The 13,512-nt window shown below is 71.7% G+C and carries 11 protein-coding genes; 4 read left to right on the forward strand and 7 right to left on the reverse strand.

Annotation, left to right across the window (positions count from 1 at the left end; translation table 11 throughout):
• Positions 1 to 62 precede the first annotated feature (62 nt).
• Genes AB0I88_RS28700 through AB0I88_RS28710 form a run of 3 tightly spaced genes read left to right on the forward strand, consistent with a single transcriptional unit; the run spans position 63 to position 2,971 of the window.
• On the forward strand, positions 63 to 1,235 hold the full coding sequence (locus tag AB0I88_RS28700; protein ID WP_361031238.1) for a CoA transferase: 1,173 nt from the start codon (positions 63 to 65) through the stop codon (positions 1,233 to 1,235).
• Positions 1,232 to 1,993 carry a citryl-CoA lyase gene (locus AB0I88_RS28705; protein ID WP_361031241.1) on the forward strand — a complete coding sequence of 254 codons (762 nt, stop codon included), beginning with the start codon at positions 1,232 to 1,234 and terminating at the stop codon, positions 1,991 to 1,993. Before AB0I88_RS28700 ends, AB0I88_RS28705 begins: the two co-directional genes overlap by 4 nt.
• Before the next feature lie 9 nt (positions 1,994 to 2,002).
• Positions 2,003 to 2,971, forward strand: coding sequence for a ThuA domain-containing protein (locus AB0I88_RS28710; RefSeq protein ID WP_361031243.1), 969 nt, complete (start codon positions 2,003 to 2,005; stop codon positions 2,969 to 2,971).
• 783 nt (positions 2,972 to 3,754) lie between these two features.
• Here AB0I88_RS28710 and AB0I88_RS28715 read toward each other — a convergent pair.
• From AB0I88_RS28715 to AB0I88_RS28730, 4 genes are all read right to left on the reverse strand, one after another.
• The gene (locus AB0I88_RS28715; RefSeq protein ID WP_361031246.1) at positions 3,755 to 4,789 is read right to left on the reverse strand and encodes a hypothetical protein; all 1,035 of its coding nucleotides are present in this window, start codon (positions 4,787 to 4,789) and stop codon (positions 3,755 to 3,757) included.
• Positions 4,786 to 5,142 carry a helix-turn-helix transcriptional regulator gene (locus AB0I88_RS28720; RefSeq protein WP_361031249.1) on the reverse strand — a complete coding sequence of 119 codons (357 nt, stop codon included), beginning with the start codon at positions 5,140 to 5,142 and terminating at the stop codon, positions 4,786 to 4,788. Before AB0I88_RS28720 ends, AB0I88_RS28715 begins: the two co-directional genes overlap by 4 nt.
• A gap of 180 nt (positions 5,143 to 5,322) precedes the next feature.
• A complete protein-coding gene (locus AB0I88_RS28725; protein WP_361031252.1) occupies positions 5,323 to 8,088 on the reverse strand; it encodes a TIM barrel protein in 2,766 nt (921 codons plus the stop codon).
• Positions 8,089 to 8,222: 134 nt separating this feature from the next.
• Positions 8,223 to 9,095 (reverse strand): NAD(P)-binding domain-containing protein, encoded by an 873-nt coding sequence (locus AB0I88_RS28730; protein ID WP_361031255.1) that lies wholly within the window; start codon positions 9,093 to 9,095, stop codon positions 8,223 to 8,225.
• 87 nt (positions 9,096 to 9,182) lie between these two features.
• On the opposite strand from AB0I88_RS28730, the gene AB0I88_RS28735 reads away from it, so the two are divergent.
• Positions 9,183 to 9,536: a helix-turn-helix domain-containing protein gene (locus AB0I88_RS28735; RefSeq protein WP_361031258.1), complete on the forward strand. Its 354-nt coding sequence runs from the start codon at positions 9,183 to 9,185 to the stop codon at positions 9,534 to 9,536.
• Between the two features lie 302 nt (positions 9,537 to 9,838).
• On the opposite strand, the gene pdxY is transcribed toward AB0I88_RS28735, so the two are convergent.
• Genes pdxY through AB0I88_RS28750 form a run of 3 tightly spaced genes read right to left on the reverse strand, consistent with a single transcriptional unit; the run spans position 9,839 to position 13,485 of the window.
• Positions 9,839 to 10,690, reverse strand: coding sequence for a pyridoxal kinase PdxY (gene pdxY, locus AB0I88_RS28740; RefSeq protein ID WP_361031260.1), 852 nt, complete (start codon positions 10,688 to 10,690; stop codon positions 9,839 to 9,841).
• 9 nt (positions 10,691 to 10,699) lie between these two features.
• Positions 10,700 to 12,304 (reverse strand): carboxylesterase family protein, encoded by a 1,605-nt coding sequence (locus tag AB0I88_RS28745; RefSeq protein WP_361031263.1) that lies wholly within the window; start codon positions 12,302 to 12,304, stop codon positions 10,700 to 10,702.
• Entirely contained in the window at positions 12,301 to 13,485 is a 1,185-nt protein-coding gene (locus AB0I88_RS28750; RefSeq protein WP_361031266.1) for a glycoside hydrolase family 1 protein, read from the reverse strand. The genes AB0I88_RS28745 and AB0I88_RS28750 overlap by 4 nt, the downstream gene beginning before the upstream one ends.
• Positions 13,486 to 13,512: the final 27 nt, after the last annotated feature.

The raw sequence follows: 13,512 nt of genomic DNA on the forward strand, positions 1-13,512 counted from the left end.
TGTAACGTACGGGCCGCGCAGTCCCCTGGCAATGGGTGATTTTCGATCTATCAAGGGGCCTCATGGATCACGACCGACCGTTGTCCGGCGTCCGCGTCCTCGACCTCACCAACGTCCTCGCCGGCCCCTACTGCAGCTACCACCTGATGCTGTTGGGCGCTGAGGTGATCAAGGTGGAACGACCCGGTGAGGGTGACCTGGCCCGCCGGCTCGGCCCGGAACCCGCCCTCAACACCGCCGCCCTCGGCGCCTCCTTCCTCGCCCAGAACGCGGGGAAGAAATCCGTCGAACTCGACCTCAAGGATCCGGCCGACCGGGCCGTCTTCGAGGACCTGACCCGCGACGCCGACGTGCTGCTGGAGAACTTCCGGGCCGGCGTCCTGACCCGCATCGGCTACGGCTGGGAGCGGCTGCACGAGCTCAACCCACGGCTGATCTACTGCGCCATCTCCGGATTCGGCCAGACCGGGCCGATGCGGCACGCCCCCGCCTACGACCAGATCATCCAGGGGCTGTCCGGAATGATGGAGACCACCGGCACCCCGCAGACCGCGCCGCAACGCGTCGGCTTCCCGGTCTGCGACACCATCGGCGGGCTGGCCGCCGCCATGGCCGTCGCCGCCGCACTCGCCGGCCGCGCCCGTACCGGAAAGGGTGTCCATCTCGACGTCTCCATGCTGGAGACCGCACTGTCGGCGATGGGCTGGGCGGTGTCGAACTACCTGGTCAGCGAGGTCGAACCGGAACCGATGGGCGACCAGAACGCGACGGCCGCCCCGTCCGGCACCTTCCACGCCGCCGACGGGCCGCTCAACATCGCCGCCAACCGGCAGGAACAGTTCGAGACCCTGAGCCGCCTGGTCGGCCGCCCCGACCTGATCACCGACCCCCGGTTCGCCGACCGGGAGGCCCGCAAACAGCATCGTGGCGCGCTCAACGCCGAACTCAACACCGCGCTGAGCCGGCGCTCCTCCCTCGACTGGGAACGCCTGCTCTCCGGCGCCGGCGTCCCCGCCGCCCGCATCCTCACCGTCCCGCAGGCCGTCGGCCTCGACCAGGTCACCGAACGCGGCTTCGTCACCGACCTGCCGTTCCCCGGCGACCCGGGCCGCACGCTGCGCGTCACCGGCAACGGCGTCCTGATCGACGGCCGCCCGCTGCGCCCGGCCACCCCGCCACCCCGGCTGGGCGAACACAACACCGAATTCAAGACCAGAGAGGTACGGGCACCGTGAGCCACGACCGGGAAGCCGCCGACTGGTGGGCCACCGCCGTCTCCCGCATCGAACCGAACGTCATCGAACTGCGCGGCCGCCCGGTCCAGGACCTGATCGGCGGCGTCTCGTTCGCCGGCGTCATCTGGCTGATGCTGCGCGGCGACCTGCCCTCCCCCGCCCAGGAACGACTGCTGGAGGCGGCCCTGGTGTCGTCGGTCGACCACGGCCCGCACGCCCCGTCGATCGCCGTCGCCCGAATGGCCGCCACCTGCGGCATCGGCCTCAACAACGCGGTCGCCACCGGCGTCAACCTGCTCGGCGACGTGCACGGCGGCGCCGGCGAGCAGTGCATGCGCCTGCTCGCCGACGTCCGCGACCGCCCGGCGACGGCCGTCGCGCAATGGCGGGCCCGCGACCGCTACCTGCCCGGCTTCGGGCACCGCTTCCACACCGTCGACCCGCGCCGCGACCCGCTGCTGCGCGCCGTCGAACAGGCCGTCGCCGACGGTGTCGTCGAGGGTGGCTACCTGAGAGCCGCCTACACGGTCGAGCAGCAACTGCATCCGGTGCCGATCAACATCGACGGCTGCACCGCGGTCGTCTACGCCGAACTCGGCTTCCCGCCCCCGCTGGCCCGCGGACTGTTCGTCCTCAGCCGCAGCGTCGGCATCCTCGCCCACGCCTGGGAGGAGACCGGCCAGGGCCGCCGCAACAAGGGGCCGATCCCGCCCACGATCCAGCCCACCTACACCGGTCCCCGCCGGTCCGGTCCTTGAGGGAGAGACATGGCCGTCCACCGCCTCACCAGCGCCGTCCTGGCCGCGGGCATCACCGCGGCGGTCCTGATCGCCGGCCACACGATGCTGCGCCCCACCGCCCCCGCCGCCGCGCCCGACCGCGGCGCCACCAACCTGGGCCGCGTCGACTACGGCGTGTGCCGGGGCACCGATCCGTCCTGCTACCACAGTTGGGGAAACTTCGACCCGGCCACCGAGGGCTACCGGGTGCTCGTCTACAGCCGTACCGCCGGGCCCCGCCACGCCCACCTCGGGCCCGTCCTGCCGGCCGGCCTCAACCCGCCGCTGGCCGCCGCCAACGCCGCCCAGTCCGCACTGGTGGAACTCGGCGCCGACCACGGGTTCGCCGTCGACTGGACCGAGGACGTCACCCAGCTCAGCAGCCCGGCCCGGCTGTTCCGCTACAACGCGGTCATCTTCATGAGCACCACCCGCGACGCCCTCGACGACCCGGCCCAGACGGCGATGCGCCAGTACATCCGCGGCGGCGGCGGGTTCGTCGGCATCCACAACGCGTTCGGCACCGAATACAACTGGGAATGGTTCGAAGGACTGCTCGGCGGCGCCAACTACTACGACCACGGCGCCAACCAGCCCGGCACCGTCGTCACCGCGAGCCGCCGCGACACCTCCACGGCCGGGCTGCCGGCCCGCTGGGACTTCACCGACGAGTGGTACAACCTGGTGCCGTTCCCCAGCGACGTCCGCATCCTGGCCCGTGTCGACGAGTCCACCCTGCCCAACGGGGCGACCGGCGGCAGCGGCCACCCCGGCCACGGCCGCGACCACCCGGTCTCGTGGTGCCAGTACTACGACGGCGGCCGCTCCTGGGTCACCACCCTCGGCCACTCCGTCGACGCGTGGACCGACACCCCCACGGTCGGCGACACCTACTTCATCCAGCACGTCCTCGGCGGCATCGAATCCGCCATGGGCCGCAAACCGTTCTGCCGCTGACCCGCCCCCGGTGCGCGTTGACCCTCCCGCCCGGTCCGGGCCGATCTTGTCCAGCTGGTCGTGGGCGCTGCCTCAACACCGCCGAATCAGCGCCCACGGCCAGCCGACGATCCCCGCCCGGTCCCGGCTGGTCGCCGGCGGCGTCCCATGAGAGTTGAACCGGCTTCCGTCGCCCTCCGCTCGGTCACTACGGGGAGCGACGAGTTGTCCGCGAGAAGGGATCCAAACTGTCGTCAGCGTGGAGCATGATGTCCGCCAAAAGGGATAATCCGGTGTCCGCTGTCAAGACATGACACCCGCAACGGGTGTCCCCACACCCACAACGGGTGTCACATTCTCCGGGCACACCGCCGTGCACGCCAGCCCTCCCCCCACCGGACGCCAGGTTGCGAGGGCGCAGTGCGCCAGGACGCCAGGACGACCGAGCGACAGGAAGACAAGGCGACAGGGCGACAGGACGCACCGTCGGTGCGCTGTGCCCGCCCCGCCCGGCGGGCGTGCAGGCGGGTGGGCGAATTGGCCAGCAGGGATGTCAGCGCTGACATAGCCGGCTATTTAGGGACAGCCATCTACCTGCGGAAACGCCATGGCGGATGGGCCTCCACCTCCCTGGAGGCGCCGTCGCAGGCCATGGAATCCTGGATCCAGGTCCGATTTCCGCTACCCGACACCCCCGAGGTGAGGCCTGGCGGCCAGGGATCGGACCAGATATGCGCTGGTAGAGAGCATTTCCTGAATAGCCGGCAGGGTCGGCGCTCACGACCAGCCGGAGTTGATCACCGGTCAGTCCGGGACCCGGTCAGCCCGGCGGGATCCGGGGTGAGCGCCGCACGCGGCGCAGCGGCCGACGGCGGCACGGGTGGAGGCGACCCGCCGTTGGACCGTCCGCGCGGCCGACACGACGACCGCCGCCGCGAACGCCACGATGATCGCCGCCGCGGCCAGTGTCGTCCGGTCCGCGTTCGGCCCGCCGCCGTACAGGCCGACGGAGAGTTCCTCGGCCAGCGGATGCAGCCACAGCATGCCGATCGGGCCGAGCAGCACCAGCAGCGCCCAGACTCCACGAAGATCGTTGTGCGCGGCCGGCACCGCACCGGCGAGCAACGTCACCAGCAGGAGCGCCGCTCCGGCGGCGGGCAGAACGTGCCCGGCGGGCCAGCCGTAGTACATGAGGATCTCGCCGCCACCGGCATGGGCCGAGGTCGCCACCACGGGTAGCGCCGCGGCGGCGCCGGCGAGAGGCAGCAGCCGTAGCCATAGCGGCAGCCGGCCGGGAACGCCGAGCGCGACGAGTCCGAGGCAGACCTGGGGCAGTAGTACGAACAGCGGAGGCCGGTACGGGTGGACGACGGCGGCGAGCGGTACGACGGCGACGGTGAGGACGAGGGCGAAACCGATCGCCAGGCGCGTCCACCGGCCGGGTGCCACCAGGTGCACCACCGCCGTGAGCAGCCAGGCCGCCCAGACGCCGACACCGAGGGACACCGACGTGCCGGACGGCTCGAACCCCGTCCACGCCGCCGCCCATGGGTTGAGCTCCAGCATGGTCCAGCCGCCGGCGAGGGCCGTGGCGGTCGACAGCGCCAGAACGGCGGCGAGTCGCAGGCCCGCACCGAGTCCGGTGGCGCCGACCACGCGCAGGCGCCGGCGTAGCCCGCCGACCGCCAGATCGGCCGCGTCGGCGACCGAAGGCCACCGCCGGTCCGGCGAGGACAGGGCGAGATAGGTGCCCACCATCTCGGCGCCGCGCTCGTGGCGGTAGCCGGCCGGGTAGAAGATCCGGACCAATCGCAGATAGCGGCGTTCCAGTTCGCTCATGCGATTCCTCCACTGAGGCGGGGCATGCCACGACGGACGTGAGCCTTCAGCCGTGCGGTTGCGGCCTCGACGTTGCGCCGCATCCGTTCGGTCTCGTCGGCGAGCAGGTCACCGCCGTGCTCGGTGAGCCGGTAGTAGCGCCGTAGCCGGCTGTCCACCACCTCCTCCCGCTCGACGGCGACCAGACCCGCGTCGAGCAGCCGGTCGAGGGCGCCGTAGAGCGTGCCGGGGCGCAGCGACACGCGTCCGTCGGAGAGCCGGGCCACCTCGGTGATCAGCCCGTAGCCGTGCAGCGGCTCCGCGGCCAGCGCCGTGAGGATCAGGAATGTGGGTTCGCGTATCGGTGTCTCCACGCGATCAATATATCGGCTGCGAAGATATAACGGCAGCCGCATCGGGGACCTGCTCTGGGTGAGCCACGAGCTCAGCCCGGCGGGCGCGGCACCGGCCGGAGTCGGCAGGAGGTCGCGCCGGCGGGGCGGGACGGTCCGAACTGTCCGGGACGCGGTCACGCGTACCGGAGAAATGGTGTTCTATGCGGCGGCCGGGACGCGGTCGAGCCGACGGCGGGCCGCGGTGATCGCCTGGCGGGCGTGTTCCTTCGCGCCGATCTGGGCCACCATCTGGGCGCGCGGAATCTCCAGGGCGTAGGGCAGGCCCGGCGGCAGGGCGGACAGGATGCCGTCGACGTCGATGCCGCCCTCGCCCGGGTAGAGGCGCTCGAAGCGAGCCGTGTGGATCAGTTCGGCGTTGGTGGGCGGGACGCCTGCGGGCGCGTCGCAGACGTGCGCGAAATGGAACCACTCGGCCGGGAGCTCCCGCAGCACCGCCACGCTCGACCCGGAGCGGGCGAAGTGCAGCAGGTCGATCAGCATGCCCGCGTTCGGCTGGTCGGCCGCCCGCAGCACCCGCTCCGCCTCCAGCAGGTCCGGCGTCTCGGTCCACGACGGGAACTCCAGGTCGACGGTGAGGCCGAGCGGCCGCGCCATCTCGCACAGTTGCGCGAAACGGTGCACCTTGCGGGCCCGGTCCGGGTCCGGCAGCTGGGTGATGACGTGCCGGGCGCCGAGTTCCGCGCCGGCCTCCAGGAACCGCTGGAAGTCGCGGGGGTCCTCGTCGGGGCCGATCCTGGCCAGCTCGATGTCGAGGACCTCGACGCCGGTGGCGGCCAGGCGCACCTTGGTGGTGCGCATCAGCGCCGGGTCGGTGGCCAGCGGATAGTGCGGCTCCTGCGGGGTGACCCGGGTCAGGCGGACGCCCACGTACCGGTAGCCGGCGTCGGCGGCGGCCTCCACCAGCTCCGGCGGTGACAGGCTCAGCACGGTCAGATGGGCCAGCGAGTAGTCGTGCGCCCGCCCGCCGGACGCCTCCGGGTCGCGCAGCCGTTGCAGGCGGCGGTGCCGGTGCGCGGCCATCCGGACCGGAACCGTCGCGACCGAGCCGTACCCGGAGTAGTCGCCGACGCGCTGGACCACCTCGAAGAACAGCCGGGAGCCCAGCATCTCGGTGTAGAGGTGCAGGTATTCGCCGTGGTCGTCACTGTCGTACAGGATCGAGTGCTCCCGCAGCGTGGCGAGAAGCTCGGGCGGCGGGGCGAGCCGGGCGTCCAGGTCGTCGTAGTAGTTGTCCGGAATCTTGAGCACCGGGGCGCCCAGCGCGCGCAGGGACCGGGCGGTGGCGATCACGTCACTGCTGGCAAAGGCGACGTGCTGCGGGTTCGGGGTGCCCGGCGCCCACGATCCGCGCCGCAGCGGGGCGGTGTTCAAGGTGATCCGCACGGTGTGGGCGGCGTCGGTCGCCGACCGGCTGCGCAGCAGCCCGAACGGCGCCGCGAACTCGGCGGTCGGGCCGGACCGCAGGCCCAGCACCGACCGGAAGAACAGGGCGGCCTGGTCGAAGTCGTCCACCGACTCGGTGAGGGCGATGTGGTCGGTGGCGGTGATCAGGCCGTCGGCGGTGGCGACCGCGCCGGTCGGCGCGAAGTCGGCCAGCCAGCTGTCGGCGTCGGCGCCGGTGCGGCAGAAGAACACGGCGGTGCCGTCCGGAGCGGCCACCGAACTCAGGTCCGCCTCCCCCGGCTGCCGCACTCGTGGCAGCACCGGGGCCAGCAGCCGGTCCGCGCGCTGCGCCGACCGTGCCGGGTCGTCGCTCTCCAGGCCGAGCGCGCAGATCATCGCGGTGCCCGGCTCGACCCGCCGCTGGGGTGCGAAGTTCAGCAGGATCCGGGCGGTCCCCTGCTGCCACAGCTGGACCGGCTTGGAGCGGTGCCGGCCGGTGCAGGCGAACCCGAAGGCGGTCAGGGTCCGCGCCACCGCCGGCCCGGACACCTCGTCGACGGCGAGCTCGGTGAACACGTGCCCGCCGAGCCGTGGCGGTGGCGGCAGGTGCCCGCCGGACCGCACCGCCTCCTGCAGGGCGAGCAGGGAACGCATGCCGTCGATGGCGGCCTGCCGGGGGTCGGCCTGGCGGTAGGTGTCGTTGAACACCTCCAGCGACAGTGGTCCGCGGTAGCCGGTGGCCAGCACCCGGCCGGCGAACGCGGTCAGGTCGAAGGCGCCCAGACCGGGGAACAGCCGGTGGTGGCGGCTCCACTCGACGACGTCCATCTTCAACCGTGGCGCGTCGGCCAGTTGCAGGTGGAACACCTTGTCGCCGGGGATCACCGCGATGCCGGCAAGGTCGTCGTCGCGGGACAGCACGTGGAAACTGTCCAGGCACAACCCGAGCGCCGGGTGCGCGGCGCGGCGCACGATCCGCCAGGCGTGCGTGTACGACTTGACGTGGCGGCCCCACGCCTGCGCCTCGTAGGCGATCCGCAGCCCGCGCCGGGCGGCCCGGTCGGCGAGGTCGCGCAGTTGCTCGGCGGCGAGGTCGTCGTCGTCGATGGAGGCCGGCGACTCCGACGAGCAGATCAGCATGGTGCCGGCGCCGAGCTGTTCCAGCAGGTCGAACTTGCGTTCGGCGCGGCGCAGGTTGGCTCGCAGCAGGTGCGGTGGGACCGCTTCGAAGTCCCGGAACGGCTGGTAGAGGTCGATCGTCAGGCCGCGGCGTTCGCACTCCTGGCGTACCCGCGCCGGTGACCAGGCGGAGGCGATCAGGTCGCTCTCGAAGATCTCCACACCGCTGAATCCGGCGGCGGCCGCGGCCGCCAGCTTGTCCTCCAGGGTGCCGGATAGGCAGGCGGTGGCGATGGACAGCCGTGGGATCTCCGCCGGTGGGGCCGGCGGCCGGTAGGCATCATGTTCGCCGATGAGCATGACAGCGCCGCCTTCCCCGGAGGGCACACCGAACGGATCCACCAGGCGGTCCCCGCGGACCAAAATGTATGTACTAGTTAGTTAGTTATAGTCGACGGCCGCCCCTACCGGAAGACGCCACCGCTCTGCCCGCGCCCCCGAGATGCCCTGACCGGGCGCCGGCACCGCGCCGGCCGTCAGCCGGTCCTGATGCTCTCGATGATGCGCGCGAAGCCCTCACTGCCGTGACCGCCGTCGATCTGGCGGCGGATCAGTCTCTGCACCATGTCGATCACCTCGGTACTGATGTTCTGGTCAGCGCTGGCCGCCACGATCCTGCTCAGGTCGGAGAAGAGAAGAGACTGCTGGCCGGCGACGGTGTAGTCGCCGCCGTCGACCACCTCGGCGAACTCCGGCAAACCGCTGGTCATCGCGGCCAGCCACGGGGCGGACATCGCCGCGAACTCGGTGGCCGTCACCCCCGCGGGCGCCACCATCGCGACGCCGTGCAGGAACCCGGCGAACATGACGTACATGCCGGCCAGGAGGGCCAGGTCGTACAGCGACGCCATTCCGGGGTCGGCCCCGAGGTATGTGCTGGCTCCCCACCTGTCCAACAAGGGGCGGCACCGTTCGAACGCGGCGCCGGAACCGCTGTAGAGGATCGAGGCTCCGGCCTGCCCGATCATGGAGGGAACGGCGAGGACACCGCCGTCCAGATACTCCGCGCCCAGGGCGGCGGCCCAGTCCGCGAGTTCGCGGGCCTCGGCCGGGGAGGTGGTCGTCAGGTTCACCAGCAGCCGGCCGTACAGATCACCGGCATGCGGATCGAGGACCTCGTGAACCGACCGATGGTCGAAGAGGCAGACGACGATCACGGGACTGGCCCGAACAGCGTCGGCGAGGGCGCCGGGTGCGGTCGCCCCTTGTGCCACCAGAGGTTCCGACCTGCCGGGGGATCGATTCCACACGGTGGTGGGCGTCGCGCTGGTGACCAGAGCGGAGGCCAGGGTGCTGCCCATCGCGCCGAGCCCCAGCACGGTGACCTGGAGAGAGTTCGCCGTCGTCATGCCTCGATCCTCACCACGGCGGACGGTGTCGGCCAGTACCGACTATTTTGTGGGGTACTCACCTTCCGGTAAGCCGCAGGAGGCCGCATGGCGGAGACGACGCGACGGGGACCGTACTTCTGCGGCATCGATGCCGCCATGGACGTCATCTCCGGCAAATGGAAGGTGCTGATCCTCTGGGAGTTGCACCACCACGGCGTTCGCCGATTCGCTGAGCTGCGGCGCGGGCTCCCCGGCGTGAGCGAGAAGATGCTGATCCAGCACCTACGGCAGATGGAGGAGGACGGCCTGATCCGCCGCAAGGTGTATCCGGAGGTGCCACCGAAGGTCGAGTACACATTGACCGAGGACGGAAGCTCCCTCAACGCCGCGCTGGAGTCGCTGGGCGACTGGGGCACCGCACGCATCCGCAGAATCGGCGCCGGGAAAGTGACCCTCTGACTGTTCCGCGCCGTCGGCGAAGATGACGGGTACCGCTGGTGGTGCGCCGTGACGGCGGTCCGGCGAATGGCCGGCCGGCTGACTCCGGGTACAACCGGCCGCGGGCGCCTGACCAGGCTCTGGACCTGGTCCGGCGCCCGCGGACGTCACAGTGTCCGGTAGTAGGTGACCAGCGGGAACGGGGTGCAGCCGACGCTGGCGTACAGCTTGCGGGCCGGGGCGTGGAAGTCGTCGCCGGCGCCGATGGTCACGACCTCGGCGGCCGCCCGGTCGCCGTCATCCGCGCGAGGATCGCCGCCTGATCAGCGCACCTGCTCGGCACGGAACTGCATCCGCGGCGTGGCGTAGAACTCCTGCGCCTGCACCAGCCGCAGTTCCCGTTCCCCGGAGCAGTAGGTCAGGTCGATCAGGTCGTAGACACTGGAGGCGGTGCGCTCCAGCGCCACCGGAGCGTCCTTGGTCTTCACGTAGTGGGCGGTGAACAGCGCGGCCGTGACGTCGCCGGAACCGTTCGCCTTGAACGGCAGGTGCGGGGTGGTCACGATCCAGGCGCCCGTGGCGTCGACGGCGAGCATCTCGATGGTGCCCTGCTCGCGGTCGGGCCGTTCCACGCTGGTGACCAGTACGGTGGACGGTCCCATGCCGCGGGCGAGGTCGGCCGATTCGAGGGTGGACTCGATGCCGGCCGGCTCGGTGCCGGTGAGGAAGCCCAGCTCGAACTGGTTGGGCGTGATGATGTCGGCCACCGGCACGACCCGGTCGCGCAGCAGCGCCGGGATCTCCGGCGCGACGAAGCACCCGGACTTGGCGTTGCCCATGACCGGGTCGCACGCGTAGACCGCCGACGGGTTGGCGGCCTTGACCCGCCGCACCGCGTCGATGATCACGTCGGCGATGCCCGCCCCGCCCTGATAGCCGGACAGCACGGCGTCGATCCGCGGGAAGACTCCCCGCTCCTCCACCCCGAGGATGATCTCGGCGACGTCGGACGGCGGGAGCAGCGGCCCCCGCCAGGCCCCGTAGCCCGTGTGATTGGAGAAGTTGACCGTGGGTACGGGGACGACCTCGACCCCGAGCCGCTGGAGCGGAAAGACGGCCGCGGAGTTTCCGACGTGGCCGTGGGCGACCGCCGACTGGATGGACAGAACCTTCATCCGCCCAGCTTAGAGATCTTCCCAGTAGAGCCGTTCCGCCCGGTCCGGGTCGGCGACGACCCGGCTCTCGGAGTCGATCCACATCGTGGCGCGGGTGGCCGGTGTGTAGGCGGGCCAGCGCGGCACGCCCGGCGCGTGCGGGCGGCTGTCGTGGGCGAAGCCCGCCCACAGCGCGCTCATGTGCCGGGCGGTCGCCCGCTCCCCGGCCGGCCGGCCGGCGGGGGTGTTGGCGAACTTGAGCGGGATGTCCGCGGCGTGCGGCGCGCCCATCGGGAAGTCGGTGCCGGGTACGAGGGTGGGGTCCTGATAGGCGAGCTGGTACATGTACACCGGGGCGCGGCGCTGCGCCGCCTTGGCCTCAGCGATCTTGATGGCGTCTCGCCGGATGGGTGAGGTGGTGATGGCGAAGTAGAGCTGCGCCGGGGTCGCCGTGGGCCGGGAGGCGCGGAAGGTGGCGATGATCCGGTCGAGTTCGGCGCCCTGATAGGTGCGGCTCAGCTCGCGGCGCAGTCCGGCGTCGTCGATGCGGAAGATGTCGGGCGGGCCGAAGAGGCTGAAGAACACCGTCTCGTCGCGGGTGGTGCCGACCATCAGCGGTTTGCCGGCCGACCAGGGCGCGGCCCCGTCGGCGAACGGGTGCCGTGGGATGAGGTGGCCGTCGACGAACGCGCCGAAGCCGGGCAGCGGGTCCGGGTCGCCCCACGGCGCCACCCCGTTCGCGGCTTCGGACCGCTGGATCCGCAGGAGCTCGGCGGCCGGGATGTCGTGCAGTCCCGGGATGCCGGCGCGGGTCAGGCCGAGCAGGTGCAGGGTACGTTCGGCGCGGGCGGTGGCGCCGTCGCGGGTGGGGAACCGTAGTGGTGCGGCGCTCTCGATCGACGCCTTGTGGAACAGCGGCGCGGCGGCCGGCATGGTGTACACGGCGGCGGTCTTGGCGCCGCCGCCGCTCTCGCCCCAGATCATGACGTTGTCCGGGTCGCCGCCGAAGTCGTCGATGTTGTCGCTGGTCCAGCGCAGGGCGGCGAGGATGTCGAGCATGCCCTGGTTGGCGGCGTACCCGTGGTGGGCGAGGTCGCCGAGGTGCAGATAGCCGAGCAGGCCGAGCCGGTGGTTGGACTCGACCACCACCACGTCGTAGAGCTGGGCGAGGCGGGTGCCGTCCTGGCCGGTCGCGGACCCGGAGCCGATCATGTAGCCGCCGCCGTGGTGGTAGAGCATCACTGGGCGGCGCTTGCGGTCGGCGGCCGGGGTCCAGATGTTGAGGTAGAGACAGTCCTCCGACGGCGCGGGCATCCGGCCGTTGCCGTTCGGGCCCATCTCGCCGCCCGCGACCTGGTAGGCGGGGTTGGGGAAGTCGACGGTGTCGCGTACGCCGGTCCACGGGCGGGGCGGGCGCGGAGCCCGGAAGCGGAGTTCGCCGAGTGGCGGGGTGGCGTAGGGGACGCCGAGGAATTTGACGATGCCGTCCTCACGGCGGCCACGGACCCGGCCGTAGCGGGTGGCGGCCACGTCCCGGCCGCCGTGTGCGTGTGCCGCGGCCGGCATGGCGAGGGCGGCTGCCGCGGACAGGGTGCCGCCGATCAGTGTCCGGCGGGTCAGTGCGGGGTGTCTCATGCGGGCTCCTCGGGTCGGAGTTCGGCGAGCCGTCCGGAGGTGGCGATCCGGGCGAAGGCGTGGGCGCTGGGCTTGGGCGTACGGGTGAAGTCGTCCCCGACCGCGATGAGGCCGAACTTCGGCCGGTAGCCCTCGGACCATTCGAAGTTGTCGAACGCCGACCAGTGCAGGTAGCCGCGCACGTCGGCGCCTTCGGCGCGGGCCCGGGCGAGCGCCGTCAGGTGGGTGTGGAGGTAGGTGACGCGTTCGGTGTCGTCCTCGGTGGCGATGCCGTTCTCGGTGACGTAGAGCGGCAGCCCGGTCCGGGCCGCCCGGTGCAGCATCTGGCGCAGGCCGTCGGGGTGCACGGCCCAGCCCATCTGGGTCAGCGGGGTGCCGGGCGGTGGCGGGGCGAACAGGGCCGGTGATGCCGGGTCGACCCACTGTCTGCGGTAGTACTGCACGCCGAGCCAGTCGCCGCCGGGATCCTCCAGGTACCGGTCGACGATCTGGCGCCGGATCTCGAGGTAGGCCGGTGTCTCCGGTCCCACGGGAACGAGCAGGGGCAGCTGGACCGCCAGTCCGGCGCGGCCGTCGCTGTGCGCGTGGACCTCCTCGACGGCGGCCCGGTGGGCGTCGAGCAGCACGTCGCCGGCGCGGCGCCACTTCATCGGGTTGATGACGCCGGGTGGGTGGTAGCCCTCCAGGTAGCCGTGCAGGGCGATCATCTGCGGTTCGTTGACGGTGCAGACGTACGGCATGAGCGGTCCGAGCGCGGCCACGACGTGCCGGCAGTAGCGGGCGAACGTGCCGACGGCGTCCGGGGCGAGCCAGCCGCCGCGGGCGGCGAACCAGCGGGGCAGCGTGAAGTGGTGCAGGGTCACGAACGCGGTCATGCCGGTGTCGCCCAACGCCGTCAGGACGCGCCGGTAGTGCTCGACTGCGGCGCGGCTGAACTCGCCGGGGGCGGGTTCGATCCGCGACCATTCGATCGACAGCCGGTGGGTGTTGTGACCGAGCGATGCCAGGAGCGCGAAGTCGTCGGCGTACCGGTGAAAATGGTCGATGCCGTCGCCGGACGACGCTCGCGCGAGTGACGCGGGGTCGTGTTCGAAGTCCCACCAGTCGTTGTTGGTGTTGCCGCCTTCGACCTGATGGGCCGAGGTGGCGCTGCCCCAGAGGAAGTCGCCGGGAAAGTCCACGTGACGCCTTTCGCCGTGCCCGGCCCC

The organism is Actinoplanes sp. NPDC049802, assembly GCF_040656595.1.
Taxonomy (GTDB): domain Bacteria; phylum Actinomycetota; class Actinomycetes; order Mycobacteriales; family Micromonosporaceae; genus Actinoplanes.

Bases quoted from the DNA above. Each gene is read 5' to 3' on its own strand.
- AB0I88_RS28700 (WP_361031238.1), top strand. From the start codon at position 63: ATGGATCACGACCGACCGTTGTCCGGCGTCCGCGTCCTCGACCTCACC.
- AB0I88_RS28715 (WP_361031246.1), bottom strand. From the start codon at position 4,789: ATGAGCGAACTGGAACGCCGCTATCTGCGATTGGTCCGGATCTTCTAC.
- pdxY (WP_361031260.1), bottom strand. From the start codon at position 10,690: ATGAAGGTTCTGTCCATCCAGTCGGCGGTCGCCCACGGCCACGTCGGA.
- AB0I88_RS28745 (WP_361031263.1), bottom strand. From the start codon at position 12,304: ATGAGACACCCCGCACTGACCCGCCGGACACTGATCGGCGGCACCCTG.
- AB0I88_RS28730 (WP_361031255.1), bottom strand. From the start codon at position 9,095: ATGACGACGGCGAACTCTCTCCAGGTCACCGTGCTGGGGCTCGGCGCG.
- AB0I88_RS28735 (WP_361031258.1), top strand. From the start codon at position 9,183: ATGGCGGAGACGACGCGACGGGGACCGTACTTCTGCGGCATCGATGCC.
- AB0I88_RS28710 (WP_361031243.1), top strand. From the start codon at position 2,003: ATGGCCGTCCACCGCCTCACCAGCGCCGTCCTGGCCGCGGGCATCACC.